Annotated in this window: 32 protein-coding genes; 18 read left to right on the forward strand and 14 right to left on the reverse strand. The window is 71.4% G+C overall.

The genetic code is table 11. The features are described 5' to 3' along the window. Positions 1–4 precede the first annotated feature (4 nt). The 8 genes from Apa02nite_RS08605 to Apa02nite_RS08640 all read left to right on the forward strand — a co-directional run bounded on the left by Apa02nite_RS08605 (position 5) and on the right by Apa02nite_RS08640 (position 6,955). Positions 5–775 carry a DUF4142 domain-containing protein gene (locus tag Apa02nite_RS08605; RefSeq protein WP_203824584.1) on the forward strand — a complete coding sequence of 257 codons (771 nt, stop codon included), beginning with the start codon at positions 5–7 and terminating at the stop codon, positions 773–775. Positions 776–821: 46 nt separating this feature from the next. After that, complete coding sequence (locus Apa02nite_RS08610; RefSeq protein WP_203824585.1) at positions 822–1,997, forward strand: Pecanex-like protein 1; 1,176 nt, start codon at positions 822–824, stop codon at positions 1,995–1,997. Between the two features lie 321 nt (positions 1,998–2,318). Further along, positions 2,319–3,215 (forward strand): DNA-3-methyladenine glycosylase family protein, encoded by an 897-nt coding sequence (locus tag Apa02nite_RS08615; RefSeq protein WP_203824586.1) that lies wholly within the window; start codon positions 2,319–2,321, stop codon positions 3,213–3,215. Between the two features lie 18 nt (positions 3,216–3,233). Beyond that, the gene (locus Apa02nite_RS08620) at positions 3,234–4,505 is read left to right on the forward strand and encodes a hemolysin family protein (RefSeq protein ID WP_203824587.1); all 1,272 of its coding nucleotides are present in this window, start codon (positions 3,234–3,236) and stop codon (positions 4,503–4,505) included. 10 nt (positions 4,506–4,515) lie between these two features. After that, complete coding sequence (locus Apa02nite_RS08625; protein WP_067689610.1) at positions 4,516–5,082, forward strand: GAF domain-containing protein; 567 nt, start codon at positions 4,516–4,518, stop codon at positions 5,080–5,082. Between the two features lie 58 nt (positions 5,083–5,140). Then, entirely contained in the window at positions 5,141–6,034 is an 894-nt protein-coding gene (locus tag Apa02nite_RS08630) for a diacylglycerol/lipid kinase family protein (protein ID WP_067689607.1), read from the forward strand. A gap of 136 nt (positions 6,035–6,170) precedes the next feature. Further along, the gene (locus Apa02nite_RS08635; protein ID WP_203824623.1) at positions 6,171–6,392 is read left to right on the forward strand and encodes a hypothetical protein; all 222 of its coding nucleotides are present in this window, start codon (positions 6,171–6,173) and stop codon (positions 6,390–6,392) included. Between the two features lie 17 nt (positions 6,393–6,409). Next, the gene (locus Apa02nite_RS08640; protein WP_239164198.1) at positions 6,410–6,955 is read left to right on the forward strand and encodes a nucleotidyltransferase domain-containing protein; all 546 of its coding nucleotides are present in this window, start codon (positions 6,410–6,412) and stop codon (positions 6,953–6,955) included. Between the two features lie 384 nt (positions 6,956–7,339). On the opposite strand, the gene Apa02nite_RS08645 is transcribed toward Apa02nite_RS08640, so the two are convergent. Then, a complete protein-coding gene (locus Apa02nite_RS08645) occupies positions 7,340–8,440 on the reverse strand; it encodes an MBL fold metallo-hydrolase (protein WP_203824588.1) in 1,101 nt (366 codons plus the stop codon). Positions 8,441–8,589: 149 nt separating this feature from the next. Between Apa02nite_RS08645 and Apa02nite_RS08650 the strand changes: the two genes are divergently transcribed. Continuing rightward, positions 8,590–9,108, forward strand: coding sequence for an LURP-one-related family protein (locus Apa02nite_RS08650; RefSeq protein ID WP_373872874.1), 519 nt, complete (start codon positions 8,590–8,592; stop codon positions 9,106–9,108). Between the two features lie 10 nt (positions 9,109–9,118). After that, the gene (locus Apa02nite_RS08655) at positions 9,119–10,585 is read left to right on the forward strand and encodes a deoxyguanosinetriphosphate triphosphohydrolase family protein (RefSeq protein WP_203824590.1); all 1,467 of its coding nucleotides are present in this window, start codon (positions 9,119–9,121) and stop codon (positions 10,583–10,585) included. Between the two features lie 22 nt (positions 10,586–10,607). Here Apa02nite_RS08655 and Apa02nite_RS08660 read toward each other — a convergent pair whose 3' ends face one another. Next, positions 10,608–11,237 carry a TetR/AcrR family transcriptional regulator gene (locus tag Apa02nite_RS08660; protein ID WP_203824591.1) on the reverse strand — a complete coding sequence of 210 codons (630 nt, stop codon included), beginning with the start codon at positions 11,235–11,237 and terminating at the stop codon, positions 10,608–10,610. Positions 11,238–11,398: 161 nt separating this feature from the next. Here Apa02nite_RS08660 and abmR point away from each other — a divergent pair, with 161 nt between their 5' ends. The 3 genes from abmR to Apa02nite_RS08675 are packed head-to-tail and all read left to right on the forward strand — an operon-like array spanning position 11,399 to position 13,097. Then, positions 11,399–11,953 (forward strand): ATP-binding transcription factor AbmR, encoded by a 555-nt coding sequence (abmR, locus tag Apa02nite_RS08665; RefSeq protein WP_067689593.1) that lies wholly within the window; start codon positions 11,399–11,401, stop codon positions 11,951–11,953. 56 nt (positions 11,954–12,009) lie between these two features. Continuing rightward, complete coding sequence (locus Apa02nite_RS08670; protein WP_067689590.1) at positions 12,010–12,732, forward strand: HipA family kinase; 723 nt, start codon at positions 12,010–12,012, stop codon at positions 12,730–12,732. Then, a complete protein-coding gene (locus Apa02nite_RS08675) occupies positions 12,729–13,097 on the forward strand; it encodes a DUF3037 domain-containing protein (RefSeq protein ID WP_083971241.1) in 369 nt (122 codons plus the stop codon). The genes Apa02nite_RS08670 and Apa02nite_RS08675 overlap by 4 nt, the downstream gene beginning before the upstream one ends. Here Apa02nite_RS08675 and Apa02nite_RS08680 read toward each other — a convergent pair. Together Apa02nite_RS08680 and Apa02nite_RS08685 are read right to left on the reverse strand one after the other, a co-directional pair. Continuing rightward, positions 13,094–13,234 carry a hypothetical protein gene (locus Apa02nite_RS08680; protein WP_203824592.1) on the reverse strand — a complete coding sequence of 47 codons (141 nt, stop codon included), beginning with the start codon at positions 13,232–13,234 and terminating at the stop codon, positions 13,094–13,096. The genes Apa02nite_RS08675 and Apa02nite_RS08680 overlap by 4 nt on opposite strands. Beyond that, complete coding sequence (locus Apa02nite_RS08685) at positions 13,209–14,021, reverse strand: MerR family transcriptional regulator (RefSeq protein ID WP_239164199.1); 813 nt, start codon at positions 14,019–14,021, stop codon at positions 13,209–13,211. Before Apa02nite_RS08685 ends, Apa02nite_RS08680 begins: the two co-directional genes overlap by 26 nt. Positions 14,022–14,097: 76 nt before the next feature. On the opposite strand from Apa02nite_RS08685, the gene Apa02nite_RS08690 reads away from it, so the two are divergent. The 3 genes from Apa02nite_RS08690 (at position 14,098) to Apa02nite_RS08700 (ending at position 17,267) form a co-directional block, all read left to right on the forward strand. Beyond that, positions 14,098–15,165, forward strand: coding sequence for an ATP-dependent DNA ligase (locus tag Apa02nite_RS08690; RefSeq protein WP_203824593.1), 1,068 nt, complete (start codon positions 14,098–14,100; stop codon positions 15,163–15,165). Between the two features lie 111 nt (positions 15,166–15,276). Next, positions 15,277–16,815, forward strand: coding sequence for an alpha/beta hydrolase (locus tag Apa02nite_RS08695; RefSeq protein WP_203824620.1), 1,539 nt, complete (start codon positions 15,277–15,279; stop codon positions 16,813–16,815). After that, complete coding sequence (locus Apa02nite_RS08700; protein WP_239164200.1) at positions 16,800–17,267, forward strand: GNAT family N-acetyltransferase; 468 nt, start codon at positions 16,800–16,802, stop codon at positions 17,265–17,267. Before Apa02nite_RS08695 ends, Apa02nite_RS08700 begins: the two co-directional genes overlap by 16 nt. Here Apa02nite_RS08700 and ligD read toward each other — a convergent pair. The 3 genes from ligD to Apa02nite_RS08715 all read right to left on the reverse strand — a co-directional run bounded on the left by ligD (position 17,264) and on the right by Apa02nite_RS08715 (position 19,553). Next, the gene (gene ligD, locus Apa02nite_RS08705) at positions 17,264–18,292 is read right to left on the reverse strand and encodes a non-homologous end-joining DNA ligase (protein WP_203824594.1); all 1,029 of its coding nucleotides are present in this window, start codon (positions 18,290–18,292) and stop codon (positions 17,264–17,266) included. The genes Apa02nite_RS08700 and ligD overlap by 4 nt on opposite strands. 123 nt (positions 18,293–18,415) lie before the next feature. Further along, positions 18,416–18,964, reverse strand: a complete 549-nt coding sequence (locus Apa02nite_RS08710) for a hypothetical protein (protein ID WP_203824595.1) — start codon at positions 18,962–18,964, stop codon at positions 18,416–18,418. 100 nt (positions 18,965–19,064) lie between these two features. Further along, positions 19,065–19,553, reverse strand: a complete 489-nt coding sequence (locus Apa02nite_RS08715) for a hypothetical protein (protein WP_067689570.1) — start codon at positions 19,551–19,553, stop codon at positions 19,065–19,067. A 73-nt stretch (positions 19,554–19,626) separates the two neighbouring features. On the opposite strand from Apa02nite_RS08715, the gene msrB reads away from it, so the two are divergent. After that, positions 19,627–20,031, forward strand: a complete 405-nt coding sequence (gene msrB, locus Apa02nite_RS08720; protein WP_203824596.1) for a peptide-methionine (R)-S-oxide reductase MsrB — start codon at positions 19,627–19,629, stop codon at positions 20,029–20,031. On the opposite strand, the gene Apa02nite_RS08725 is transcribed toward msrB, so the two are convergent. From Apa02nite_RS08725 to Apa02nite_RS08745, 5 genes are all read right to left on the reverse strand, one after another. Further along, positions 20,012–20,983: a glycosyltransferase family 2 protein gene (locus tag Apa02nite_RS08725; protein ID WP_203824597.1), complete on the reverse strand. Its 972-nt coding sequence runs from the start codon at positions 20,981–20,983 to the stop codon at positions 20,012–20,014. The genes msrB and Apa02nite_RS08725 overlap by 20 nt on opposite strands. Before the next feature lie 67 nt (positions 20,984–21,050). Continuing rightward, positions 21,051–21,530, reverse strand: coding sequence for a dihydrofolate reductase (locus Apa02nite_RS08730; protein WP_203824621.1), 480 nt, complete (start codon positions 21,528–21,530; stop codon positions 21,051–21,053). A gap of 97 nt (positions 21,531–21,627) precedes the next feature. Next, a complete protein-coding gene (locus Apa02nite_RS08735; RefSeq protein ID WP_067689561.1) occupies positions 21,628–22,425 on the reverse strand; it encodes a thymidylate synthase in 798 nt (265 codons plus the stop codon). Between the two features lie 12 nt (positions 22,426–22,437). Next, positions 22,438–23,043 carry an NAD(P)H:quinone oxidoreductase gene (gene wrbA / locus Apa02nite_RS08740; RefSeq protein ID WP_203824598.1) on the reverse strand — a complete coding sequence of 202 codons (606 nt, stop codon included), beginning with the start codon at positions 23,041–23,043 and terminating at the stop codon, positions 22,438–22,440. A 65-nt stretch (positions 23,044–23,108) separates the two neighbouring features. Beyond that, positions 23,109–23,363: an isoamylase early set domain-containing protein gene (locus tag Apa02nite_RS08745; RefSeq protein ID WP_203824599.1), complete on the reverse strand. Its 255-nt coding sequence runs from the start codon at positions 23,361–23,363 to the stop codon at positions 23,109–23,111. 82 nt (positions 23,364–23,445) lie between these two features. Between Apa02nite_RS08745 and Apa02nite_RS08750 the strand changes: the two genes are divergently transcribed. Continuing rightward, positions 23,446–23,901 (forward strand): GNAT family N-acetyltransferase, encoded by a 456-nt coding sequence (locus Apa02nite_RS08750; RefSeq protein WP_203824600.1) that lies wholly within the window; start codon positions 23,446–23,448, stop codon positions 23,899–23,901. Between the two features lie 133 nt (positions 23,902–24,034). Here the strand turns inward: Apa02nite_RS08750 and hemQ are convergent, their stop codons facing one another. Then, positions 24,035–24,736 carry a hydrogen peroxide-dependent heme synthase gene (gene hemQ, locus Apa02nite_RS08755; RefSeq protein WP_203824601.1) on the reverse strand — a complete coding sequence of 234 codons (702 nt, stop codon included), beginning with the start codon at positions 24,734–24,736 and terminating at the stop codon, positions 24,035–24,037. After that, positions 24,733–26,124, reverse strand: a complete 1,392-nt coding sequence (hemG, locus tag Apa02nite_RS08760) for a protoporphyrinogen oxidase (protein ID WP_203824602.1) — start codon at positions 26,122–26,124, stop codon at positions 24,733–24,735. Before hemG ends, hemQ begins: the two co-directional genes overlap by 4 nt. Between the last annotated feature and the right edge of the window lie 28 nt (positions 26,125–26,152).

Below are 26,152 nucleotides of genomic sequence, written 5' to 3' on the forward strand. Positions count from 1 at the left end.
AGAGATGAAGTCCGCCCCTATCCCCCGCTGGCTGATGGGTGCCGCGGCCGTGACGTTGGCCTTCATGCTGACGCCGGCCTCGGCCGCCCGAGCTGACGACGCGGTTCCGGTACCCCCGAACACCGGGCTCTCCGACTCCGCGAAGGGTTCGGTCAGCGCCGCTGACCAAGACTTCGTGATCAAGGTACGACTGGCCGGCCTCTGGGAGATCCCGGCCAGCAACATGGCCCAGGAGAAGTCGGACGACCCGAACGTCGTCAAGATCGGCAAGTCGATCGCGGCGCAGCACGTGGCTCTCGACAACCTGGACCGCGCGGCGGCCAAGAAACTCGGTATCGATCTCCCGGCCAAGCCCAATGACGATCAGCAGGGCTGGCTGAACGAGATGGAGAACGCCAAGGGCGCCCAGTTCGACCAGATCTTCATCGACCGGCTCCGTGCCGCGCACGGCAAGATCTTCCCGGCCATCGCCACGATCCGGGCGACGACCCGGAACGACACGGTCCGGAAGCTGGCCCAGCAGGCCAACCAGTTCGTCATGACCCACATGACGCTGCTGGAGAGCAGCGGGATCGTCGACTACGCCGCGCTGCCCACCGCGGCCGCCCCGGCGACCGGCCAGAAGGGCCCCGTCCCGATCGACAACCAGATGCTTGCCGCCGCGTCCACCGGTGGCGGGATCCCGGGACTCAGCAACACCGTAATCCTGCTCGTCCTTGCCGCCGCGCTGGTGGTCGGTGTCATCACGACCATGCGCATCTTCCGAGCGCGGTAGCCCGAGAGAACTCGCCCCGACGGCGACGAAGAAAGGTGTCACCCAAATGCGAAGGTCCAAGTACCGGCGCGCTAGTACCTCCACCTCCCCGTGGTTCAGCGGGCGTCGCCGCATCATCGCTGTCGCCGCCACTCTGGCTGCGTTCGGCGGCATCGTGACGGTCACGCAGATCTCGAGCGCCAGCACCAACGACAACACCAAGTCGGCGCTGGCCGCGTGCGACAACCTGAAGTCCGGCGGGCAGACCAAGCTCTCCACGAACACCCGGCGCACCACGTACACCACGAACAACGGCCAGGTCACCCAGCACCCGGACGACGGTTCGGCGGAAGTGGCGACCACCGAACAGGTCCGGGCCCGCTGCCGGGACTGGGTGATGAACAACGTCGCGGCCACCAACGCGCAGACCACCCGTCGCCGTGGCAACGGCAACAACAACGGTGGCAACAACAACGGCGGTAACAACAACGGTGGGAACAACGGCGGTGCCGCGAGCAGCGCGCCGACCGCCGCTCCGTCCGGCGACCAGAGCAGTGCTCCGGCCGACGACCAGAGCAGCGCCCCCGCCGAGGAGCAGACCAGCGCGCCGGCCGACGACCAGAACAACGGCGGCGGTAACAACAACGGCGGCGACAACGGCGGTGCCACCACGGCGCCGGCCACCCCGCCGCCCGGCGCCGGCCTCGGCATCCTGACGAACAGCTGCGACACCTCCAACCTGGAGGCGCACGACGGCTTCCAGAAGGGTGACCGCTGCGTCTCCACCGAGTTCGGTGAGGTCGGTTCGGCCGCCAACAACCCGTCGCTGCTGATCACCGCGGCGCCGCGGCAGGTCAACCGGAACACCCCGTTCACCCTGCAGATCAGCACCCGCAACCTGATCCGGGACCGCTTCCTCGCGGCCGGCCAGGGCGGGTACTACGTGGAGTCCAGCGTCCTGCAGAACGGCCTGGTCCGCGGTCACTTCCACACCGCCTGCCGGATGCTCGCCAACCTCAACGAGGCTCCGGCCCCGGAGCCGGTGCCGGCGTTCTTCGTGGCGACCGAGGACAGCAAGGGTGGCGCCACCCCGGACACCGTCGCCATCCAGGTGCCGGGTCTGCCGCAGGCCGGTACCGCACAGTGCGCCTCGTGGGCCGGTGACGGCTCGCACCGCATCCCGATGATGGAGCGCGCCAACCAGACCCCGGCGTTCGACGTGGTCAAGATCCGGGTGCGCTGAAAGACAGCGCCGCCCCTACGGCGCTGAGTACTACTGCTCGCGGAGCACAGCCGCTCGGCGGGCCCGAACCGGAGAGTCGCAAGCTCACCGGGACCCCCCTTCGGGCCCGCCGTCCGTCCTTCCCCCTGCCGGACGCGAACCGCGGCTGCCCGGCCTCCACCCGGGGCACCTGCTCCGCACCCGGGTGATCGAGCCTTCTCGGGTGTTCGATCACCGCCCGATGGCCCTGACCCCAGCACCGGGGACAGGGCCATCGGCTTGTCCCCGCCCTGTTCAGGTGGCACAGTTCCACCGGTGACCGCTTCACCGGCGACTGCCGAGGTGAGACGCGTTCTGACGCCGCCCGAGCGGTATCAGTTCGGCGCCTCGGTGCGACCGCTGCTGGTCCCCGGGCACGATCCCTGCGGGCACTTCCGGAACGACGAGCTGTGGCTGGCGCTGCGTACCCCGGAGGGTCCTGCGACCCTGCATCTGGCCCGCTCCGGCGGGGAGCTGCTGGCCACCGGCCACGGGCCCGGGGCGGCCTGGGTCGCCGAGCGGGCGGACGCGATCGCCGGGCTCCGCGACGACCTCACCGCGTTCGCCGAGCTGGCCGCGGGGCATCCGGTGGTCGCCCGGCTGGCCAGGACGTTCGCCGGGGTGCGGATGCCGGCCACCGGGCAGGTCTTCCCGCGCCTGCTGCGGGCGATCCTCGAGCAGAAGGTGACCGGCAAGGAAGCGCACCGGTCGTACCGGGAGATCTGCCGCCGTTTCGGCGAGCCGGCGCCCGGGCCGGCCGGTCTGGTCCTGCCGCCCGACCCGGCCGCCGTGGCGGCCACCCCCTACTGGGAGTTCCATCCGTTCGGCGTGGAGCAGCGCCGCACCCAGACCCTGGTGCGCGCCGCACAGGTGGCCGGCCGTCTGGAGCGGTGCGCCGGCTCGGCCGAGGCGGTCCGGCGGATGACCGCGCTGCCCGGGATCGGACCGTGGACCGCGGCCGAGGTGGTCCGGGTCGCCTACGGCGACGCCGACGCGGTGAGTGTCGGCGATTTTCACATTCCCAACACCGTGGCGTACGCCCTGGCCGGCGAGCCCCGCGGCACCGACGAGCGGATGCTCACCCTGCTCGCGCCGTTCCCGGGGCACCGCGGCCGGGTCTGTGACCTGCTCGCCATGGGCGGGCTGACCGCGCCCAAATACGGTCCCCGGATGCCCGTGCGGTCCTTCGCCCGCTTCTGAAACCGCTACCGTGTCCGGGTGGATGGTACGGGCGGTGAAATCCTTCTCGTCCTGATTCTGGTGCTGATCAACGCCGTGTTCTCGGGCAGCGAGATGGCCCTGGTCTCGCTGCGGGACAGCCAGGTGCAGCGGCTGGAGCGGCAGACCCGCCGCGGCCGGGTGCTGGCCCGGCTCGCCCGTGACCCGAACCGGTTCCTCGGCACCATCCAGATCGGCATCACCCTGGCCGGGTTCCTGGCCTCGGCGACCGCCGCGGTGGCGCTCTCCGCGCCGCTGATCGAGCCGCTCGGCTTCCTCGGCCCGGCCGCCCGGCCGGTCGCGGTCATGCTGGTCACCGTGGCGCTGGCGTTCGTCACGCTGGTCCTCGGCGAGCTGGCGCCGAAACGGATCGCGATGCAGCGCGCCGAGAGCTGGTCGCTGGCCGTGGCCCGGCCGATCGACCTGCTCTCCACCGCGTCCCGGCCGCTGGTGTGGCTGCTCGGCAAGGCCACCGACGGGGTGGTCCGGCTGGCCGGTGGCGACCCGGACGCGCAGCGCGAGGAGGTCACCACCGAGGAGATCCGCGAGCTGGTCGCCGCACAGCAGGACTTCTCCGCCGAGCAGCGGAGCATCATCTCCGGCGCCTTCGAGATCGCCGACCGGAGCCTCCGGGAGATCATGGTCCCCCGCCGGGACGTGCTCACCCTGCCCAGCGGCACGCCGGCGGCCGTGGCGCTGCGGCTGCTGATCGACGGCGGGCACTCCCGGGCGCCGGTGACCGGGCCGGCCGGGCTGGACGACGCGACCGGCGTGGTGCACCTGCGCGACCTGATCGGCACCGACGCGCCGCTGGACGAGCTGGCCCGGCAGTGTGTCTACCTGCCGGACACGCTGCGGGTGTCGGACGCGCTGCGCCAGCTCCGGGCCGAACGCCGGCAGCTGGCCCTGGTCGTCGACGAGCGGGGTTCGGTGGACGGCATCGTGACCATGGAGGACCTGGTCGAGGAGATCGTCGGGGAGATCTACGACGAGACCGACCGGGACGCGGCCGCGGCGGTCCGGGAACCGGACGGCGCCCTGCTGGTGCCGGGCTCGCACCCGCTGCACGCGCTCGGGCTGGAGGGGCACGGCGACTACACCACGATCGCCGGGATGGTGCTGGCCTCGCTCGGGCACATCCCGACCGCGCCCGGCGAGGTGGTGACGCTGCCCAGCCTCACCGCGGAGGTGGTCGAGGTGACCGGCCGGGCGATAACCAAGGTGCGGCTGACTGACCGGTTGTGTGACGCCGACCACCCCGGACCGGCATAGGCTCGCATCCATGACAGTGGAATCGCAGGCCTATGAATACCTGGACAATGTGGACCCGCAGGAGCAGGCCCGGCTCGCGGCGGTGCGCCGCTACCGGCTGGTGGACCAACCGGTCGAGGATGCGTACGACCGGATCGCGTTCGTGGCCGGCGCCATCTTCGACACTCCGATCGCGACGGTGTCGCTGGTCGAGCAGGATCGGGTCTGGCTGGCCGCCTGCCAGGGCCTGACCGGGGTACGCCAGCTCGGCAAGGAACCCGGCCTGTGCGCGTCGGTGATCGCCCAGGACGACGTCTACGTGATCAACAACGCCGCGGTCGACCCGCGCACGCTGGAGCATCCGCTGGTCCGGGGCGAGCTGGGGCTGCGCTTCTACGCCGCGGCGCCGATCCGCACCCACGACGGGTACCGCCTGGGCACGGTCAACGTGATCGACAGCCGGCCCCGGGAGGCCTCGGCTCGCCAGCTCAAGGCCCTGGAACACCTGGCCGCGCTGGTCTCCGACGAGCTGGAACTGCGGCTCATGGTGGTCCGCAGCGCGGTCGCCGAGCAACGGATGCGGGAAACCGTCAATTGATCCCGGCCGCTGGGCGACCAGTGGTTGGAAGCGCGCCGGTCCGGGTAACGGCGGCGATATGCGAACCCCCCGCACGATCGCCGTCGTTGCCCACCAAGGAAAGACCCTCGGCGGTGGACTCGACGAGCTCCGCCGCCGGCTCACCGACCGCGAGATCAAAAACCTGATCTGGTACGAGGTGCCGAAGAGCCGCAAGGCACCCGCCAAGATACGCAAGGCGCTCGCCGAGAAGCCGGACCTGCTCGTGGTCTGGGGCGGTGACGGGATGGTGCAGCGCGCCCTGGACGTGGTGGCCACCGACGGCGCGAAGGTCCCCGTCGCGATCATGCCGGCCGGCACCGGCAACCTGCTCGCCGGCAACCTGGGCATCCCCACCGATCTGGAGAAGGCCGTGGAGATCGCGTTCGAGGGCTCGCGGCGCCGGCTCGACCTGGGCCTGGTGAACGACGAGCACTTCGCGGTGATGGCCGGGGTCGGCTTCGACGGCGCGATGATCAAAGACGCGGACGGCGCGCTGAAGGACCGGCTGGGCAAGCTCGCCTACGTCTGGACCGGCATCCGGCACGTCGAGGGCGAGGCACCGCGCACGAAGATCAAGGTGGACGGCACGACCTGGTTCGACGACGACGCGACCTGCGTGCTGATCGGCAACGTCGGGACGATCACCGGCGGGATCCAGGCGTTCGACGACGCGTCGCCGGACGACGGCTGGCTCGACGTCGGGGTGACGACCGCGCAGGGCGCGCTGCAGTGGGCGCGGGCGCTGGGCACGATGGCGGTGGGCCGGTCGGACAGCTCACCGTTCGTCCGGATGACCAGGGCCCGGAAGGTCGACGTCAAGCTCGGCTCGAAGCTGGAGTACGAGCTGGACGGCGGCGCCCGGAACCGGACGAAGAAGTTCTCGGTGTCGGTCGTGCCCGGTGCGGTCGAGGTGTGCGTCCCGGCGAGCTGACCGGAATACGACAGAAAAGTTCGTCACGGTCCGTGCCGGGGCGGCGGGTTGTCCGCCCTATTCACCCGAGTATCCCCTGGATTGCGCCGGTCGGTGACGTACAGACTGGCGGCTCACCCAACCGAGGGGAACCGCCATGACACCGCAGATCGTCGGCACCCTGCTGGCCGCCGGGGCCGTCCCGGTGATCGCCTACCGCGTCGGCCGCGCCCAGGCGGCCTGGCGGGACGTCCGCGACGCCCGGCGCTCGGCACGCCGCAACCGCCGCATCGCCTGGGCACACACGCTCCGATTAGCCGTCGGCGCGCTCGTCGCCCTGATCAGCCTGACCGTCGCCGCCTACGACCTGGCCCGCTGATCGGGTTAGCTGGCCCGGTGGACCAACACATCAGTACGGCTGCGGACGTCGTGACAGTGCTCGACGCGCTGGAGGCGCGCGGGGTGACGGTGTGCCTCAGCGGGGGCTGGGCGGTGGACGCGTTGCTCGGCGAGCAGACCCGGGAGCACTCCGACCTGGATCTGTGGCTGCCGGCCGCGGAACTGGGCGCGGCGTTCCAGGGGTTCACCGGGCTCGGCGTCGACCGGGTGTTCCCGTGGCCGGGCGACCGGCCGTGGAACTTCGTCCTGCACGACGGCGGACGGCTCCGCGTCGACCTGCACCTCTACGAGGTACGGGCGGACGGTCAGATCCACTACGGCTCGGTGCTGGGCGGGCACACGTTCCCGGCGGAGGCGCTGGCCGGCCGGGGCGAGATCGCGGGGCGCCCGGTCCGCTGCGAGGCGGCGGCCTGGTCGGTGCGCTGGCACACCGGGTACCCGCCCCGCGCGGCCGACCACCACGACGTGCCGCTGCTCTGCGCCCGCTTCCACCTCCCCCTGCCCGACACCTTCACCCCGCAAAGCCCCCACCCAAGCGTGTGAAGTTACGGCGCGCACCGCACCCAAACTCCCCACGCAACCCGGGGTGACCCCGAGCGTGGGGACTTTCGGCGCGCACCGCACCCAAACTTCACACGCAACCCGGGGGGACTCCGAGCGTGGGGACTTTCGGTGCGGAGCGCGCCCGAACTTCACACGCAACCCGGGGGGACTCCGAGTGTGGGGACTTTTGGTCCGGAACTTCACGCGCGGGGTTGGGGTGACCGGGACCAGACGCGGACGTCGCCCCGGAGGGCTTGGCGTTCTGGACGCGTAGCGGCCAGCCGAGCCCGGAGGGGTCCCGGCGGGAGCGGCGGTCTGTACCCCGGCGGACGCACGACATCTTGATCTTGAATTTGATCTTCGTGCGTGCGTCGCCGGGGACGATCACGCGATCTGCTGCCACCAGCCGTCGACCGGGGGCGGGTTGTCGACGTCGACGCGCTCGCCCGGGCGCGGGATCGCCAGGCGCACGTCGCGGGCCTTCGCCTCGCGCCAGGTGCGGTCGGCGGGCTCCGGCCAGTCGTGCAGGGCCAGGTTGAACGTCGCCCAGTGCACCGGGATCATCAGCCCGCCGCGGACGTCGAGGTGGACCGAGACGCCGTCCTCCGGGAACATGTGGATGTCGGGCCAGGCGTCGCCATACGCCCCGACCTGCACCAACGTCACGTCGAACGGGCCGTGCTGGGCGCCGATCTCGGCGAAGCCGGGGAAATAGCCGGTGTCGCCGGAGTAGAACGCCCGGCGGGTCGGGCCCTTGATCACCCAGCTGGCCCAGAGGGTCTCGTCGCGGTTGAAGCCGCGGCCGGAGAAGTGCCGGGCCGGGGTCGCGATCAGCTCGAGCGTGCCGATCGTGTGGGACTCGTTCCAGTCCAGCTCGACGATCCGGGACTCCGGGACGCCCCAGCGCTCCAGGTGGGCGCCGACGCCGAGCGGCACCAGGAACGGCGCGGCCTGCAGGTCGACCAGGTTCTGGATGCTGACCATGTCGAGGTGGTCGTAGTGGTCGTGGGAGATCACGATCGCGTCCAGCGGGGGCAGCTCGCGCAGCGGGACCGGCGGCTCGTGCAGCCGGCGCGGGCCGGCCAGCCGGGACGGGGAGCAGCGGTCGCTCCAGACCGGGTCGAGCAGCACCCGGCGGCCCTCGATCTCGACCAGGGCGGACGAGTGGCCGTACCAGGTGACGTGCAGGCCGTCGGCCGAGGCCGGGCCGGGGTTGACCACCGGGACCGGCAGGTGCGGCTTGCGGGACTCGGTGTCGGTGACCGCGGAGATGAACAGCCGCGGCATGGAGGCAGCGGCCACCTCGGTGGCCGGCACGGTATTGCGGAACTTTCCGCCGGAGAACTGCGGTGAGGACTCCATCCGGGCGCGGCGTGCGCCGCGCGCTCTCGCGCCGATCTGCGCGGGCAGGTCGCGAGCGGCCCAGACCGCCGCGGCCCCGAGAGCCAGAGCCATCACCGTACGGGTACGAACACGCTTCGCCATGCCCCCCAGTCTGACCCGATCCGGCTCTTCTCGCCCACCGCCTCCCTGAGCTGGCACTCAGCAAGTGACGCGTATGACACACTGCCGCCGTGACGATCGATATCCTTCAGGCGCAGCAACAGCTCATCGTGCGCCAGCGCATCCGTTTGATGGTCAACCAGTACGAGGTACACGGTGTCACGCCGGACGGCCAGGAGGCCGGTGTCCTCGCCTTCGCCCAGCAGAAGCGGCTGGCGTTCAAAGAGCAGGTCACGCTCTACACCGACGACACCAAGCAGGTGCCGGTCCTGGGCTTCAAGGCCCGTCAGGTGATCGACCTGGGCGCGACCTACGACATCTTCGACGCGATCGGCAACCCGATCGGCCTGTTCCGCAAGAAGTTCGGCGCCTCGCTGCTCCGCTCCACCTGGGTGCTCGAGCAGCCCGGCTACTACGAGGCCGTCGGCCAGGAGCGGAACCTGTTCGTGGCCCTGCTGCGCCGGTTCGTGGACTACCTGTCCTGGCTGCCGTACCACTTCGACTTCCAGGTCAACGGCAACACGGTGTTCTCGGTGGAGCGCAAGTGGGGCCTGCGGGACACCTACAACGTCACCATCCTGGACCCGAACCTGGACCGTCGCCTGGTCATCGCCATGGCCGTCGCGCTGGACGCTCTGCAGTCCCGGTAACCTCCGGTGGATGGACGATCCACGGGCCCGACGGCTCTTCGGCGACAGCACCGTCGCACCAGGTGACCTAGCGTTCAGCCCGTTCCGGGTGGACCGGGACCGGATCGTCAGTTCACCCTTCTTCGCCCGCCTCGCCGGGGTCACCCAGGTGATCAGCCCCGGCGGGGCCGGACTGCTGGTGCACAACCGGCTCACCCACAGCCTCAAGGTCGCCCAGGTGGCCCGGGCCATCGCCGAGCGGATCCAGGCCCGTGAGCCGGATCTGAGCGAGAAGCTGGGCGGCTGCGACCCGGACGTGGTCGAGGCCGCGGCGCTCGCCCACGACCTCGGCCACCCGCCGTTCGGCCACCTCGGCGAGCGGGTGCTGGACCGGCTGGCCCGGCAGCGGCTCGGCCTGGCGGACGGCTTCGAGGGCAACGCCCAGTCGTACCGGATCGTGACCAGCACCGAGATCCGCGGGCAGGCCACCATCGGGCTGAACCTGACGAACGCCACCCGCGCCGCGATCCTGAAGTACCCGTGGACCCGGCACGGGCACCCGGAGCCGCACCCCCGGTTCATGGACCCGCCGCCACGCGGGGCGGCCGCGCACGCCGACGACGAGGAGGGCGGCTCGGCGAAGTTCGGGGCGTACTCCACCGAGGTCGCCGACGTACGGGCAGCCCGGGCGCCGTTCGCCGGCCGGGTCGCCGACTGGCAGCAGACCGTCGAGGCCTCGGTGATGGACACCGCTGACGACATCGCGTACGCCATCCACGACCTCGAGGACGTGCACCGGGTCGGCGTGCTCCAGCAGGGCGCGGTCGCCGCCGAGCTGCTCGCCTGGCAGCGCTGGGGCCCCACCACCGACCTGAAGCGGGCCGGCGGGGCGATCGAGTCGCTGCGCCTGAGCCTGCACCGCAAGGAGGACTGGATCGCCGACGACAGCGCGTTCGCCGACGCGGTCGAGCTGGTCCGGGCCGAGCTGGTGGACGGGTTGCTGGCCCAGCCGTTCGACGGGTCGGTGGCCGCCGAGGCGCGGGTCGCGGCGTTCTCGGCGACCTGGACCCGGCGGCTCGTCGACTCGGTGGGGCTGACCGAGCAGGCGGCGATCCGCAGCGGGCACGCGCAGCTGGCCGTGGCCCAGTGGCACGAGGTGCAGGTCCTCAAGTTCGTGCAGAACCGGTTCGTGCTGGCCCGGCCGGACCTGGCCCTGCACCAGCGCGGTCAGGGCCGGCTGCTGTCGTCGCTGGTCGAGGCGCTGCTGAGCTGGCTCGGCGACCCGGACGAGGAGGACCGGCTGCCGCGGCGGCTGCGGGACCTGGTCGAGCTGGCCGAGGCGGAGCTGCCGGACGGCACGCCACAACGGCTGAGCCGGGCACGCGGGCGCGCGGTGATCGACTTCGTGGCCGGGCTGACCGACGGGCAGGCGGTCGGGCTGATGGAGGCGCTGTCCGGGCGGTCGCGGCAGCTGTGGACGGACGCGTTCGTGCTCTGAGTTTCTCCTTCTTGCCGCTTTTCTACTTCTTGCCGACTTTCTTGATTCTCGAGCGCAGCACCCGGGTGGCCAGCGGGCCCAGCTCGTCGAGCACCTCGACCAGCACCGCGAGCTGGTCGATGGCGTCCAGCGCGCGCTGCCCGCCGACCGGGTCGATGCCCTCGAACAGCTCCAGGCCGACGAACGCCGAGGAGATCGCCTGGGCCAGGCCGGGCAGGTCGGCGACCTCGGCGATCGGCGAGCCGGCCAGCACCCGGCGCAGCACCGCCTCGATCTCGCCGGTCCAGAGCTGGAACGTCGCCCGGATCGGCTCGGCCAGCCGCTCGTTGTTCTGTGCCGCGGCGAGGGTCTGCGCGAGCACCGAGACGTTGCCCTCGGCCAGCTCGGCGGTGTGCAGGTCGCGGCCCACCTGGAGCAGGTCGCGCAGCGAGGTGACCGCGGCGAACCGGCCGGCGTAGAGCGCCACCCGCTGCTCGGTGGCCTGCCGGCAGGCCGCGCCGAGCAGCTCGTCGACCGAGCCGAAGTGGTAGAAGACCAGCGCCTGGTTCACTCCGGCGGCGGCCGCGATGGTCCGGGCCGAGGTGCCGGTCACGCCGTGTTCGCGGACGGCGGCCAGGGCGCCGTCGAGCAGGCGCTGCTTGGTGTCGCTCACCGATTTCCTCTCGCGGACGCCAATGTTCGGGAGCGGTCACCCCCCGTTTGAGCGACCGCTCAAACAGCACCTTAGCCGGAAGATCGTGGAGATGTCGACCACTGGCCACTTACGCGATTGCGGTGTAAGCATGTAATCACTGCAAGACCGAGGAGGTCGTCATGCGTTTCCGACCCGCCCCGCCCGGGGCACGCACCGAACCGCCGCCCGCTGACGACGCTGCCGCCTGGATCACCGGGGCGGTGCCGGACGGGTGGTTCATCGAGCCGCCCGAGGTCGTCGTGGACCGCGACGAGATCATCATCTGGGGCCGGCTGCCCGAGCCGGACCTGGCCGCCGAGTCCACCGAGGCGGACCGGGCCGCCGCGCACGGCGGGCGGATCACCCAGTTCCGGGAGAACACCCGCGACGACCGGATCCGGGTCGCCCGGCAGGTCGAGCACCGCTATCAGCGCAAGGTCGCCTGGGGTGCCCGCTGCGGGGACACCGCGGAGCTCTACACGCACCTGGCCGCACCGGTGATGACCCGGCTGCGCCAGCCCGAGCGGCAGGTGCTGGACACCCTGGTGGACGCGGGGGTGGCCCGGTCCCGCTCGGACGCGCTGGCCTGGTGCGTCCGGCTGGTCGGCCAGCACACCGAGGACTGGCTGTCCGAGCTGCGCACGGCGATGACGAAGGTCGACGAACTGCGCCGCCAGGGCCCGCCCACCACGTGATGCGCACGGCGGATGCCGGGGCGGGACCCCGGCATCCGCTGGCCTAGGCTCGGGGCGTGCTGCGTCAGGTCACCGCCATTCGTTATGTCACCCCACTGCGCGAGGGCGGGTCGCTGCCCGGCGTGGTCGAGGCCGACGATTTCGGTACGTACGTGGTGAAGTTCCGCGGCGCCGGCCAGGGCCCGAAAGCGCTCGTCGCCGAGGTGATCTCCGGGGAGCTCGCGCGGCGGCTCGGGCTCCCGATGCCGGAGCTGGCCCGGGTCGAACTCGACCCGGTGGTGGCCCGCGCCGAGCCGGACGAAGAGGTCCAGGAGCTGATCAAGGCGAGCGCCGGCGGCAACCTGGGAATGGACTTCCTGCCCGGTGCGCTGGGCTACGACCCGAACGCGCACCCGGTCGAGGCCGGGCTGGCCAGCCGGGTGCTGGCCTTCGACGCGTTCGTGGAGAACGTGGACCGCAGCTGGCGCAACCCGAACCTGCTGATCTGGCACGGCGGCCTGTGGCTGATCGACCACGGCGCCACGCTCTACTTCCACCACGACTGGGCCCGGGCCGAGAAGGTCGTGCACCGCGCGTACCGCTGGGACGATCACGTGCTGAAGCCCTACGCCACCGCGCTCGCCGCCGAGGGTCCGGCGCTGGCCGCCCGGCTCACCCCGGAGCTGCTCGCCGAGGTGGTCGCGCTGGTGCCGGAGGACTGGCTGGACGACGGGGACCGCAACGCCTATCTCGACCACCTCACCCGCCGGGCCGCGAAGCCGGAGGCGTGGCTGCCGTGAGGGTTCCCTACGAGTACGCCGTCATCCAGGCCGTCCCCCGGATCGAACGCGGCGAGCTGATCAACGTCGGGGTGCTGCTCTACTGCCACCGCCACGACTTCCTGGCCGCCCGCACCCACCTCGACGAGACCCGGCTGCTCGCCCTGGACCCGGCCGCCGACGTGCCCGCCGTCCAGGGGTCGCTGGACTCCTGGGAGGCGACCTGCCTCGGCGGCGGCGCGTCGGCCGGGATGAAACTGGGCGAGCGTTTCCGCTGGCTGGTCGCCCCGCGCAGCACGATCCTGCGGGCGAGCCCGGTCCACATGGGCCTGGCCGTCGACCCGGGCGCCGAGCTGGACCGGCTCGTGGGACTCCTGGTCCGCTAGAGCTGCACGGCATACCGCAGGCCCCGCGGCGAGACGCAGACGACGGACTCGCCGGGGTGCAGGCGGGCGTCCTCCGCATACCGGAGGGCCAGCTTGTCCTCGGCGGCCGGGTCACCGGCGTCCGCGGCGACCAGCAACTCGGCGATCTCGTCCAGGTGCCCGAGGTCGTCCGGCAGACCGGCGGGCAGGTCGGCCCAGGGCAGGCTCGCGTACGGGATGCCCTGCCCGAAGATGTCCCAGAGCAGCAGTTCGTCGCCCGTCGCGCAGCACCGTGGCGAGCGCCACGAGATGCTCCGGCTCGCGGCGCAGCGTGATGTCCCGGATCGGCTCGACCACCCCGGAACACGGCACGCAGACCTCGACGGTCGCCGCGGTGTCCGGGGTGACCACGCCGTGGTAGATCACCCAGTGCTCCGGGCCGTGCGTGGCGCCCTGCTCGTCGAGGTGCGCCCGGATCGCCCACTGCGCGGCGCCGATCGCCGGCACCAGGGCCTGCTGATCGACGACCGTGCGGATGGTGGCGACCTTGCGCTCCGGGCGCCGCTCCACGCGTACGGAATAGGGCTTTTCTGGCTCGTCGCCGTGAGCGAGCGCGGTCCGCAACCAGAGGTAACCGGAGCGGCGGGCCGCCGTGGCCGCGTCCTCCCCCGCCCACCAGCGGTCCAGACGGGTCACCGCCTCGGCGTCGGGCAGCGCGAGCATCTCGCCGATCACCGCGAGCGGCGCCCCGAGCCTGCGCAGCACACCGATCCGGCGGGCCCGGTCGAGTTGCCCGGCGGTGTAGCGGCGATAACCGCTGAGGTCATCGACCTCGGCGGGCGGCAGCAGGCCGGAGACGTCGTAGAGCCGGAGCGCCTTGATCGAGAGCCCGGTCAGGCGGCCGAACTCCCCGATGGACATGCTCACCGCGGGCTGCGATCCCATGAGTCAGATCGTGGAGTCTGCCCCAGGGGCAGAGTAAAGGGCTTCCTTGTACGTTTTTTCGCGGCAGACTGGGCGGATGCAGCTGCCGATCCATCCGCCGGTCAAGCCGATGCTCGCCAAGCCCGTCCCGGAGATCCCACCGGGGCAGATCTACGAGCCGAAGTGGGACGGCTTCCGGTCGATCATCTTCCGGGACGGCGACGAGGTGGAGATCGGCAGCCGCAACGAGAAGCCGATGACGCGGTACTTCCCCGAGGTGGTCGCGGCGGTGCTGGCCAACTTCCCGGAGCGGGCGGTGATCGACGGCGAGATCATCGTGGCCGACACCGGGCGCAACACCCTCGACTTCGAGGCGCTGCAGCAGCGGATCCACCCCGCGGCCAGCCGGGTCGCGCTGCTCGCCGAGCAGACCCCGGCCAGTTTCGTCGCCTTCGACCTGCTGGCGCTCGGCGACGAGGACCTCACCGAGCTGCCCTTCGCGCAGCGGCGGGACCGCCTGGTCCAGGCCCTTTCCCAGGCAAAACCTCCGGTGTACGTCACGCCGGCCACCGATGACGTCACCACCGCGCAACGGTGGTTCGAGGAGTTCGAGGGCGCCGGGCTGGACGGGCTGATCGCCAAGCCCCGGGACATCACCTACCTGCCGGACAAGCGGGTGATGTTCAAGATCAAGCACAAGCGCACCGCGGACTGCGTGGTGGCCGGCTACCGGGTGCACAAGTCGGCCGAGAACCGGATCGGCTCGCTGCTGCTCGGCCTCTACGACGAGCGCGAGGTGCTGGTCTCGGTCGGGGTGATCGGCTCGTTCCCGCTGACCGTCCGCGAGGAGCTGTTCCAGGAGCTGCAGCCGCTGGTCACCGAGTTCGAGGGCCACCCGTGGAACTGGGCGGCGCACCAGCAGGGCGAGCGCACCCCGCGCAAGAACGAGGTGAGCCGCTGGAACAACGGCAAGGACCTGTCGTTCATCCCGCTGCGCCCGGAGCGGGTGGTCGAGGTGCGCTACGACTACATGGAGGGGCTGCGCTTCCGGCACACCGCCCAGTTCGAGCGCTGGCGCACCGACCGCGAGCCCCGGACCTGCACGTACGAGCAGCTGGAGCACCCGGTCCGCTTCGACCTCGCCGAGGTGCTGACCAGCCGCTGATCGCGGGCGTCGTACCGACCGGCTAGCCTCGTGGCGGCAAAGGTCCCCGGAACTCGAAAGGGTCGCGTCGTGCGCCGTCGCTCGCGTTCGGTCATCGCTCTGCTCACCGCGATGGTCATGACCACCGGGGGCTGCACCCTGCCCGCGTTCGCGCCCGAGGGCGCCGCCGACCCGGCCAAGCCGGCCGACGGCGGTGGCGGGGTGCCCACCACCGGCTCCACGCCCGGCGCGGCCGCGCAGTGGTCCCCCTGCACCGACGTCCCGGAGAAGCTGGTCGGCCGGGCCGCCGCCGGGATGAGCTACGACTGCGCCACCGTCGCGGTGCCCCGGGACTGGTCCAAGCCGGTCGCCGGCGAGACGTACGACGTCGCGATGATCCGGATCCGGTCCGCGACGCAGAAGGACCGGATCGGCTCGCTGCTGCTCAACCCGGGCGGCCCGGGCGGCTCGGGCATCGACCTCGCGGTCTACCTCTCGTTCGGCGAGGCGCTCGGCGGCCTGCCCGAGGCGGTCACCGACAAGTTCGACCTGGTCGGCTTCGACCCGCGCGGGGTGAGCCGGTCCAGCCCGCTCAAGTGCATCAGCAACGACGACCAGGACGCCAGCTTCGCCGCCGACCCGGACCCGGTCAGCCAGGCCGAGTTCGACGAGGTCACCGCGCTGAACAAGAAGATCGCCGACGGTTGCGGCGCGAAGTACGGCGACCAGCTGCCGTATTTCTCCACAGTCCAGGCGGCCCGCGACATGGACGCGCTGCGCGCCGCGGTCGGCGACCCCAAGCTGACCTACCTGGGCTTCTCCTACGGCACGCTGCTCGGTGCGACGTACGCGCAGCTGTTCCCGCAGAACGTCCGGGCCCTGGTGCTCGACGGCGCGGTCGACCCGACGGAGAACTACGTGCAGGGCTCGGAGACCCAGGCCAAGGGCTTCGAGCGGGCGTTCACCAACTTCACCGCGTGGTGCAAGCAGAACGCCGCCGACTGCCCGATCGCGGCCGACCCGCGCGGCGCGGTGACCGACGCGATGGCCAAGGCGGAGAACTCCCCGGTGGCGTACAAGGACGGCAGGCAGGCCACCGCCGGCTGGATCTTCGTGGGGCTGATCTCGTCGCTCTACACCAAGACCGGCTGGACCAGCCTGGCCCAGGCGATCGACGAGCTGCAGGGCGGCGACGCCAAGGGCATCATGGACCTCGCCGACCAGTACGCCGAGCGCGAGACCACCGGCAGCTACTCCAACCTGTTCGACGCGAACCTCGCGGTGAACTGCGCGGACACCGACGACGCGCCGACCGTCGCGAAGGTGCGCGCCCTGCAGTCCGAGTGGCGCAAGAAGTACCCGCTGTTCGGGGCGCCGCTGGCGATGGGGATGCTGCCGTGCGCGTACTGGCCGGGCAAGCGGGACCCGTACCCGGCCGGCAAGGCGACCGGCGCGCCGCCGATCGTGGTGGTGGGCACCACCGGTGACCCGGCCACGCCGTACGAGAACACCGCGGACCTGGCGAAGATGCTCGGCACCGGGCACGTGGTGACCTGGGAGGGCGAGGGACACACCGCGTACCCGTCGACGCCCTGCATCGTGAGGGCGGTCGACAACTATCTGATCGACCTGACCGTCCCGCAGGAGGGCCTGCGGTGCCCGGCGAAGTGACGTTCCGGCTCGCCACCGCGGCCGACGTGCCGGCCGTGCTGGCGCTGCTGGCCGACGACGCGATCACCCACCAGCGCGGGTTCGGTGACGTGCCGGCCACGGTGGACCCGGCGGTCCGGGCGGCGTTCGCGGCGATCGAGGCCGACCCGAACAACGAGCTGATCGTCGCGGTCGCGGACGACGCGGTGATCGGGACCTGCCAGCTCACCTTCATCCCGGGGCTGAGCCGTGGCGGCGCGCTGCGGATGCTGGTCGAGGCGGTCCGGATCAGCTCGGACCGGCGTGGGCAGGGCCTGGGCGCCGAGCTGATGCGCTGGACGATCGAGCGGGCCCGCGGGCGGGGCTGCCGGATGGTCCAGCTCACCACGGACAAGCGGCGCACCGACGCGCACCGCTTCTACGAACGGCTCGGCTTCACCGCCTCGCACGAGGGCATGAAGCTGGCTCTTTAGGACCGCTGCGCTTTCCGGTCGCGGTCCTTCGACGGCTGGACCCGCTTCGGCTCGCCCGGCATCTTCGGGTGGTCCGGCGGGTAGGGCATGTCGCCCAAGCCGGCCTTCTCGTCCCGCTCCACCCACTCCAGCAGCACACCGAGGTCGTGCGCCACGTCGTCGATCGCGGCGTGCGGGTCACCGATCTCGGCGATCCGTTTCGGCACCGTCCGCAGGTCGAAGTCGTCCGGCTCGACCCGGGTCAGTTCCTCCCAGGTCACCGGCGTGGACACGGTGGCCCGGGCGTTGGCGCGCAACGAGTACGCGCACGCGATCGTCCGGTCCCGCGCCATCTGGTTGAAGTCGAGGAACACCTTGTCGCCGCGCTCCTCCTTCCACCACGCCGTGGTGATCGCGTCCGGGCGGCGGCGCTCCACCTCCCGGGCCAGCGCGATCGCGGCCCGGCGCACCTGCACGAAGTCCCACTGCGCGGCGATCCGGACGTAGACGTGCACGCCACGGCCACCGGACGTCTTCGGGTACCCGACCCAGCCCATGTCGTCGAGCACCTCGCGGACCACGCCGGCGGCCGCGACCACGTCGCCGAAACCGAGGCCGGGTTGCGGGTCGAGGTCGATGCGCAGCTCGTCGGGCTGGTCCGGCGCGGCGCCTCGGACCGGCCAGGGGTGGAACACCACGGTGCCCATCTGCGCGGCCCACGCGACGTGCGCGAGGTCGGCCGGGCAGAGCTCGTCCGCCGTACGCATGCTGGGGAACGTGATCTGCGCGGTCTGGATCCAGTCGGGCACACCGCGCCCGGGGATGCGTTTCTGGAAGAACGCCTCGCCGTCGAGGCCGTCCGGGAAGCGTTGCAGGGTGGTGGGCCGGTCGCGCAGCGCGCGCAGGATGCCGTCGCCGGCCGCGAGGTAATACTCGAAGACGTCGCGCTTGGTGAAGCCGCGCTCGGCGAAGACGACCTTGTCGGGGCTGCTCAGGCGCACGGTGTGGCCGGCGATCTGGTGTTCTTCCGCGGCGGCTTTCGGCATGCCCCGACGATATGACGGATCCGGCTGGGTGGCTGCCCGGTGGGCCACCCGATCAGCCCCGGAAAGGGCACGAGGGCCACCCGACAAACTTGGGTGACCCTCACAAATTGGACACAGGGTGCGTCAGGCGGTCTTCCGCTTACGCGCGTACCACATCGCGCCCGCACCACCGGCGACCAGAACGGCGCCGATGCCGATGGTCGCACCGACCGGCCCACCGGTCAGCGGCAGCGAGTCGTCGCTGACGCCGCTGCCCTTGGTGGTGACGGACCCGGACGGCGCCGGGGCGGTCTCCGAGCTGACGCCGCCCGGCGGCACCGACTGCACGTCGCCGGTCGGCTGGACCGAACTCGGGGTCGCGGTCGGGCTCTCGCCCCCGTAGCCGGAGTTTCCGCGGGTGCCGCCGGTGGCGTCCGGGCTGACCGTGGCCGCCGTGGTGGCGGTCGCGGTCACCGGCGGGCCGACCGTCGCGGTCGAGGTCGCGGTGGGCTCGGTGGTGGCCGGGAGCTCGGCGCCGTACCCGGCGCTCCCCCGGTCCGGACTCACCATGACGGCCGGGTACGCCGCCTGGGCAGCGTCAGCCGCGAGGGCCGGCGACGAGATGGCGAGCGCGGCGAAGGCGGTGACGCCGGCCGCGGGCAGCCCCAGGGCCAGCCGACGAACAAAGCTCATGAGGAGTATCCGTTCTGTTGCTGAAAGGTACGGTTGCATGGTCGCACGGGAGCTTAGCGGGAATTGCCCGTTTTACCCGAAATATTGTCCCGGCGCGTCATCAGCCCGGAAGTCCACCAAAACGGTGACTACGCCACAAATGGGACAAAGCGAACACCTTGAGCTCGAACTGCGGGTCGGCAGCGAACAGCCCCCCGCTGTACGGCGCCTGGAGCTGCACGCTGTCCCCGGAGTCCAGGTAGACCGAGACCACGTTGCGGCGACCACGGCGCTCGGCCCGCAGGTCGACCACCCGGCTCCAGGGCGCCTCGTCGTCGCCGAGCAGCGACGACGTACGCAGGCCGCCGGCCACCACCTCGACACCGGTCCGCCGGCCGGTCATGATCCCGACCGCGGTGCCGAGCAGCAGCGGCGCCAGCACGAGCACCACCCACGACCACAACGGCGGGCTGTCCGGACCGGGCCAGAAGATCGTGGCGATCACCCCCGTCGTGACACTCGCCACGGCGCTCAACGCGCCGAGGTAGAGGCCGTGGCCGAGAGCCTGCTGGAAGGTCGGCCGGAACGTCGGAGATGCAGCAGCTTCCATATAGGGCTCAACGGCCGGTCGGCGCGCATCGGCGCACCGGCGGTGCGACGGGAGCCGACGTACCGTTGTCGGCATGGCAACCGAAGAGACCACGCTGCCGACCACCGAGGACGAGTGGCGGATCCGGCTCGACCCGGACGAGTTCCGGGTGCTCCGTCAGGCCGGCACCGAGCCGGCCTGGAGCGGTGAGTACGTCAGCACCAAGGACGAGGGGATGTACCGGTGTCGCGGCTGCGGCACGGAGCTCTACCCCAGCGACACCAAGTTCGACAGCCACTGCGGCTGGCCGTCCTTCGACGACGCCATCCCGGGTGCGGTCAAGGAGATCGAGGACCGCAGCCACGGGATGACGCGCGTCGAGATCCGGTGCGCGAACTGTGACGGGCACCTGGGCCACGTGTTCAAGGGCGAGGGCTTCACCCCGAAGAACACCCGGCACTGCGTGAACAGCCTGTCGATCAGGCTCGACCCGAAGTAACGAGAGGCACGTCGACCTCACCGGTGGCGTCACCGGTGTCGAAGGCCACCAGATAGCGCGGCCGGCTCTGCGTCGAGGCGTAGATCCGGCCGACGTACTCGCCCAGCATCCCCAGACAGATCAGCTGGACCGCGCCGAGCAGCAGCATCGCCAGGTAGAGCGACGTCCAGCCGGGCACGACCACCCCGAACGCCCAGGCGGCCAGGCCGCTCACCACCAGGCCCAGGCAGATCACGAACGTGACGAGCCCCAGCCAGGTGGCGATCTTCAGCGGCGCCGCCGAGAAGCTGGTCACGCTGTCCAGGCTCAATTTGATCATCTTGCCGAGCGGGTACTTGGTCTCACCGGCCACCCGCTCGGCCCGGACGTAGGTGACCTCGCCGCTCGGGAACCCCAGCGACGGCACCACCAGGCGGTAGACCGGCTGCTGCTCGGGCAGGTCGTTGAGGGTGTCGACGACCGGACGGCTCATCAGCCGGAAGTCACCGGCCTGACCGCTCACCCACGGTCCGACCAGGCGCCGCATCAGCCAGTAGTAGACGCCCGCGGTCTTCCGTTTGAACGGCGTGTCGGTGCTGCGGTCGCTGCGGACCCCGTAGACCACGTCCAGGTCCTCGTCGCGGGCCTTGGCCAGCATCTCGCCGATCGCCTCGGGCGGATCCTGCAGATCGGCGTCGATGCTGACGACGTACGCGCCGCGGGCCGCGCGCAGGCCGGCCCCCAGCGCGGACTGGTGACCGACGTTGCGGCGCAGCTTCACCACCCGCAACTGGTCCCAGCCGTCCCGCAGCTCGAGCAGACGTGGCACGGTGCCGTCCGAGCTGCCGTCGTCGACGGCCACGACCTCGTAGGTGACGCCAAGGCCGTCGAGCACCGGGCGCAGCCGGGCGACGAAGTGGTCCACCGCCGCACGCTCGTTGAACATCGGCGTCACGACGGACAGAGTGACCATCAAGCGCCCCCAGGTAGCGATATGCACGAATGTGTCGGCAAACGACGCTAGTCACCGGGGGTGAATCTCACGTGTCCTGGTGTTGTGCCCCAACGGAACAGACGAGATCTTCGACGATGAATCGGACACCGTTGGTCGCGGTCCGCCACTCGGCGCCCGCGGTCACCGCCCATTCCGGGCCGAGCTGCGGCGCGAAGGTGTCGCCGGGCACGTCCAGGTCGATGGTGGTCCGGACCAGATGCCGGGCCCGGGGCAGGAAGGCCGCGTAGACCGCGGCGCCGCCGATCACCCAGAAATCGTCTTCGACGATCAGATCCGGATCGTGTACGACCTGAGCACCCTCCGCCGCCCAGGAACGATCGCGGGTGAGCACCACGTTGCGGCGGCCGGGCAGCGGGCGGCGGGGCAGCGACTCCCAGGTGGACCGGCCCATCACGATGGTGGCGCCCATCGTCCGTTCCTTGAAGATCTGCTGCTCGCCGGGGACCCGCCAGGGGATCTCTCCCCCGGCGCCGATCACCCGGTTCCGGGCCTCCGCCCAGATCATGTGCACCGTCACACCGTGCCTGCGTTCGGCATGCTCTCCTGGCCCTCGCCTACAACATCGTCTTCAGGTGCGGCTGGGTGCCGCTCGGTGCAGTCGCTCATACCGCTACCGGCGCCTTGATCGCCGGGTGGTGCTGGTAGTCCACCACCGAGAAGTCGGCGTACTCGTAGTCGAACAGGCTCGGCTTGGCGGCGAGCTCCAGCGACGGGAACGGGTACGCGTCCCGGGTCAGCTGCTCGCGCACCTGGTCGACGTGGTTGTCGTAGATGTGGCAGTCGCCGCCGACCCAGATGAAGTCACCCGGGAGCAGGCCGGCCTGGTCGGCGACCATCCGGGTGAGCAGGGCGTACGAGGCGATGTTGAACGGCACGCCGAGGAACAGGTCGGCACTGCGCTGGTAGAGCTGGCAGGAGAGCTTGCCGTCGGCCACGTAGAACTGGAACAGCGCGTGGCACGGCATCAACGCCATCTGGTCCAGCTCGCCCACGTTCCACGCCGAGACGATCATGCGGCGCGAGTCGGGGTTCTTCCGGAGCGTGTCCAGGATCTCGGCGATCTGGTCGACGTGACCGCCGGGCGTGGGCCAGGAGCGCCACTGGGAGCCGTAGACCGGGCCGAGCTCACCGGTCTCCGACGCCCACTCGTCCCAGATCGTCACGCCCTGATCGCGCAGCCACTGCACGTTCGTCTCGCCACGCAGGAACCAGAGCAGCTCCACCGCGATCGACTTGAAGTGCACCCGCTTCGTGGTGACCAGCGGAAAGCCCTGGGACAGGTCGTAGCGCAGGCGCTCGCCGAAGAGGCTGCGGGTGCCGGTCCCGGTCCGATCGCTCTTCGGGGTACCGGTCTCCAGCACCCGCCGGAGCAGCTCTTCATATTGGGTGTCAACGGCCATGCGAGAACCGTACTAGGCGGCCAGCTTCCCGCCGATGGTGACGATGCGGCGCGCCAGGTGGTCGAGCGCCGCGTACTGCACGTCGCCCAGCGGCGCGTCGTTGGTGCCACCGGTGACGTGCGAGACGCCGTACGGGTTGCCGTCGGCGAACTTCAGCGGGTCGGTGTATCCGGGCGCGACCACGACCCCGCCGAAGTGGTAGATCGTGTTGTAGAGCGCCAGCAGCGTCGACTCCTGGCCGCCGTGCTCGGTCATCGACGCGGTGAACCCGGCGTACGCCTTGTTCGCCAGCTGGCCCTGCGCCCACTGCGGGCCGAGCGTGTCGAGGAACTGCTTGAGCTGGCTGGTCACGTTGCCGTACCGGGTGGGTGTGCCGAACAGCACGGCGTCCGCCCAGACCACGTCGTCCGCCGAGGCGCGCGGCTCGGCCTTGGTGGCGTCGAAGTGCTGACTCCACGCCGCGTTCGACGCGATCGCCTCGGCCGGTGCCAGCTCGGCCACCTGACGCAGGCGTACTTCGGCGCCGGCCTTCTCCGCCGCTTCCTGCAGCCGGCGCGCCATCGCGTGCACGGTGCCGGTCGACGAGTAATAGACGATCGCCAGTTTGACGTCTGCCACGGTGCCTCCCTCAGAGATGCTGTTGCCAGCTCCAGCAGATCCCCTGAGCGGGTCCGGTGAAACGTTTATAGGCGGAGTTCACTGCCTTCGGGATCGTCGAACCAGACACCGCCGGTCGCCAGGTACCGGAACTGGTACTCGCCCGGCTCCAGCGGCACGCTGATCGTGCGGGTGCCGTTGCGGCGCACCTGGAGCTCGTGCGTGCCCGGCTGCCAGCCGTTGAAATCACCGACCACGCTGACGACACCGGACGGCTCGTCGGCCGGAAGACTGAAGGTCACCCGGGTCTTGGTGCCGAACAACTTACTGCGCTTGATCATGGGTCCTCCACAGGCCGTAGCCTCTTGACTACAACGGCGGGACCGGCGGCGGGGTGACGACGCGCCGCAATACGCTGTACTGATGCACCCGCAACCGCAGGACGAGCTGCGCGTGGCCTCGTTCCATGATCTTACCCCCGGCACCCTCTACGACCTGCTGCGTCTGCGCAGTGAGGTGTTCGTCGTGGAGCAGGAGTGCGTCTACCCCGACCTGGACGGCCGGGACGCCGAGCCCGGCACCCGGCACCTGTGGTTCGACCGCGGCGGGGAGGTCCGGGCGTATCTGCGGATCCTCGCCGACGAGGGCACCGCCCGGATCGGCCGCGTGGTGACCGCGAAGAGCGCCCGGGGCGCCGGCCTGGCCGGCCGCCTGATCGAGCGCGCCCTGGAAATCATCGGCGACGGCCCCGTGGTCCTGCACGCCCAGGCGTATCTGGTCGCCTTCTACGCCCGCTACGGCTTCGAGCCGACCGGCCCCGAGTACGTGGAGGACGGGATCCCCCACGTACCCATGGGGCGTTTGCCGTCGGCGAGTTGAGGCTCGGTTCTTCGACGGCCGCGGGGTTTGCCGGACGGCGGAAAATCGCGCCTCAACTCGCCGGCTCAAAGGCAAACGCCCGCGGAGCGAAGCGGAGCCAAGCCAGCTCAGCCGGCTCAGCCAGGTCCCTGAATCACGGCAGGGCGGTGACCAATTCGGTCACCGAGCGCCGGCGGCCGGTGTAGAACGGCACCTCTTCGCGCACGTGCCGGCGCGCCCCCGAGGCCCGCAGGTCGCGCATCAGGTCCACGATCCGGTGCAGCTCGTCGGCCTCGAACGCGAGCATCCACTCGTAGTCGCCCAGCGCGAACGACGCCACCGTGTTGGCCCGCACGTCCGGGTACCCGCGGGCCATCTTGCCGTGCTCGGCGAGCATCTCGCGGCGCTCGGCGTCGGGCAGCAGGTACCACTCGTAGGAGCGGACGAACGGGTACACGCAGATGTACGGCCGCGCCTCCTCACCGGCCAGGAACGCCGGCAGGTGGCTCTTGTTGAACTCGGCCGGCCGGTGCAGCGCCATCTGCGACCAGACCGGGGTCAGGTGCCGGCCCAGCCCGGTCCGCCGGAACAGCGAATACGCCTCCTGCAGGTCATCCGGGTTCTCGGCGTGCCACCACACCAGGATGTCCGCGTCGGCGCGCAGCCCGGACACGTCGTACGTGCCGCGGACCGTCACGTCCTTCGTCGCCAGCTGCGCGAACAGCTCGTCGACCTCACCGGCCAGCCCGTCCCGCAGGGCCGGCAGCGGGCTGGACGCCCGGAACACCGACCACATCGTGTACCGGATGGTGGCGTTCAGCTCGTTGATCCGGGCCGCGTTGCTCTGCTCGCTCATAGTTCCTCCAGATACTTGCTCACGTCGTCAGCCGCCCGCTCACCGCTCGCCACACAGACCGGGATGCCCACACCGTCCAGCGCGGCGCCGGCCAGCGCCAGGCCGGACGGGAGCGCGGCCCGCGCGGCCGCCACCCGGTCCGGGTGCCCCGGCGCGTACTGCGGCAGCCCGCCGCCCCAGCGCTGGATCCACGACGCGGCCGCCGGTGGCAGCTGCCCGCCGACCAGCTCGCCGAGCTCCCGGTGCGCGATCGCGAGCAGCGCCTGATCGCTGTGCTGCAGGCGCTCCTCCTCGCCGGCCCGGCCCAGTGAGGCCCGCACGATCACCGGGCCCCCGGGTCCGGTCAGGTGCGGCCATTTGCGGGTGAAGAAGGTGGCCGCCTTGACCAGGGTGCCCTCGCCCGGCGGCACCAGGAAGCCGGACAGCTCGGGCAGCGGGGTGCCGGGTGGCAGGGCCATCCCGGCCAGGGCGACACTCGCGTACTCCAGGTCGCCGATCGCCTGCGCGGACTCCGGCGCGGCGTCGGCGAGCAGCCGGGCGGCCGGGCGCGCGGGCACGGCCAGGATCACCGCGTCGACGTCGTCGGTCTGCGGTTCGGGCGCCGGCCCCAGCACCAGGTGCCAGCGGTTCCCGGCACGGATGATCTCCCGCACCGGCAGGCCGAGACTGATCCGCGCCCGGGCGGCCGTGGCAGCCGCGCCGATCAAGCGGCCCATCCCGCCGTCCACGGCCGCGAAGACCGGCTGGCCCGGTGCCCGCTTGCTCAGCGCCTGAGCGGCCCGGACCGCGCCGCGCAGGGTGTGCTCGGTCTCCGCGGTACGGGCCAGCTGCGGCATGGTGGCGCGCAGCGAGAGCCGGTCGGCGCGGCCCGCGTAGACGCCGCCGAGCATCGGGTCGACGAGCCGCTCGACCACCTCGGCGCCGTACCGGGACCGGACCAGCTCGCCGACCGCGATGTCCTGGCCCGGTGCGAGCAGCGGGTGGCCGGTGTCGAGGTCGGCGGACTCGTCGGGCAGCGCCACGCCGTCCAGCGTGGACAGGTCGCCGGGCACGCCGACCAGGGTGCCGGCCGGGATCCGGGCCAGCGCGCCGCCGATCGCCAGCGCCGCGGGCTGGGCGGCCGGGTGCACCAGGGCGTCACCGAGGCCGACCCGGTGGGCGAAGAGCACCGCCGCGGAGGCGCCACCGTCGGGCGCGCCGTTCAGGAACGACTCGGCGCCGCGCTCGACCCGCAGGCCGGCCAGCTCGCCGGTGCGCAGTTTGCCGCCCAGGGCGCCGCTCTGCTCGTACACGATGATCTCGGTGTCCGCCGGCGTCAGATCCCGCAGGCGCACGGCGGCCGCCAGGCCGGCGATGCCGCCGCCGATGACCGCGATCCGCTTCCGCACGTCTCCACCCTCCCAGGCCGCACCCGTG

This window comes from Actinoplanes palleronii (assembly GCF_016862315.1).
In the GTDB taxonomy this organism is placed as follows: domain Bacteria; phylum Actinomycetota; class Actinomycetes; order Mycobacteriales; family Micromonosporaceae; genus Actinoplanes; species Actinoplanes palleronii.

Coding starts and splice junctions, on each gene's coding strand:
- Apa02nite_RS08610 (WP_203824585.1), top strand. CDS start 822: ATGCGAAGGTCCAAGTACCGGCGCGCTAGTACCTCCACCTCCCCGTGG.
- Apa02nite_RS08630 (WP_067689607.1), top strand. CDS start 5,141: ATGCGAACCCCCCGCACGATCGCCGTCGTTGCCCACCAAGGAAAGACC.
- Apa02nite_RS08645 (WP_203824588.1), bottom strand. CDS start 8,440: ATGGCGAAGCGTGTTCGTACCCGTACGGTGATGGCTCTGGCTCTCGGG.
- Apa02nite_RS08650 (WP_373872874.1), top strand. CDS start 8,590: ATGGTCAACCAGTACGAGGTACACGGTGTCACGCCGGACGGCCAGGAG.
- Apa02nite_RS08725 (WP_203824597.1), bottom strand. CDS start 20,983: ATGGTCACTCTGTCCGTCGTGACGCCGATGTTCAACGAGCGTGCGGCG.
- Apa02nite_RS08690 (WP_203824593.1), top strand. CDS start 14,098: ATGCAGCTGCCGATCCATCCGCCGGTCAAGCCGATGCTCGCCAAGCCC.
- Apa02nite_RS08685 (WP_239164199.1), bottom strand. CDS start 14,021: ATGGGATCGCAGCCCGCGGTGAGCATGTCCATCGGGGAGTTCGGCCGC.
- Apa02nite_RS08695 (WP_203824620.1), top strand. CDS start 15,277: ATGGTCATGACCACCGGGGGCTGCACCCTGCCCGCGTTCGCGCCCGAG.
- Apa02nite_RS08735 (WP_067689561.1), bottom strand. CDS start 22,425: ATGGCCGTTGACACCCAATATGAAGAGCTGCTCCGGCGGGTGCTGGAG.
- Apa02nite_RS08750 (WP_203824600.1), top strand. CDS start 23,446: ATGCACCCGCAACCGCAGGACGAGCTGCGCGTGGCCTCGTTCCATGAT.
- Apa02nite_RS08745 (WP_203824599.1), bottom strand. CDS start 23,363: ATGATCAAGCGCAGTAAGTTGTTCGGCACCAAGACCCGGGTGACCTTC.
- Apa02nite_RS08655 (WP_203824590.1), top strand. CDS start 9,119: ATGGACGATCCACGGGCCCGACGGCTCTTCGGCGACAGCACCGTCGCA.
- msrB (WP_203824596.1), top strand. CDS start 19,627: ATGGCAACCGAAGAGACCACGCTGCCGACCACCGAGGACGAGTGGCGG.
- Apa02nite_RS08710 (WP_203824595.1), bottom strand. CDS start 18,964: ATGAGCTTTGTTCGTCGGCTGGCCCTGGGGCTGCCCGCGGCCGGCGTC.
- hemQ (WP_203824601.1), bottom strand. CDS start 24,736: ATGAGCGAGCAGAGCAACGCGGCCCGGATCAACGAGCTGAACGCCACC.
- ligD (WP_203824594.1), bottom strand. CDS start 18,292: ATGCCGAAAGCCGCCGCGGAAGAACACCAGATCGCCGGCCACACCGTG.
- Apa02nite_RS08635 (WP_203824623.1), top strand. CDS start 6,171: ATGACACCGCAGATCGTCGGCACCCTGCTGGCCGCCGGGGCCGTCCCG.
- Apa02nite_RS08730 (WP_203824621.1), bottom strand. CDS start 21,530: ATGATCTGGGCGGAGGCCCGGAACCGGGTGATCGGCGCCGGGGGAGAG.
- Apa02nite_RS08605 (WP_203824584.1), top strand. CDS start 5: ATGAAGTCCGCCCCTATCCCCCGCTGGCTGATGGGTGCCGCGGCCGTG.
- Apa02nite_RS08625 (WP_067689610.1), top strand. CDS start 4,516: ATGACAGTGGAATCGCAGGCCTATGAATACCTGGACAATGTGGACCCG.
- abmR (WP_067689593.1), top strand. CDS start 11,399: ATGCGTTTCCGACCCGCCCCGCCCGGGGCACGCACCGAACCGCCGCCC.
- Apa02nite_RS08715 (WP_067689570.1), bottom strand. CDS start 19,553: ATGGAAGCTGCTGCATCTCCGACGTTCCGGCCGACCTTCCAGCAGGCT.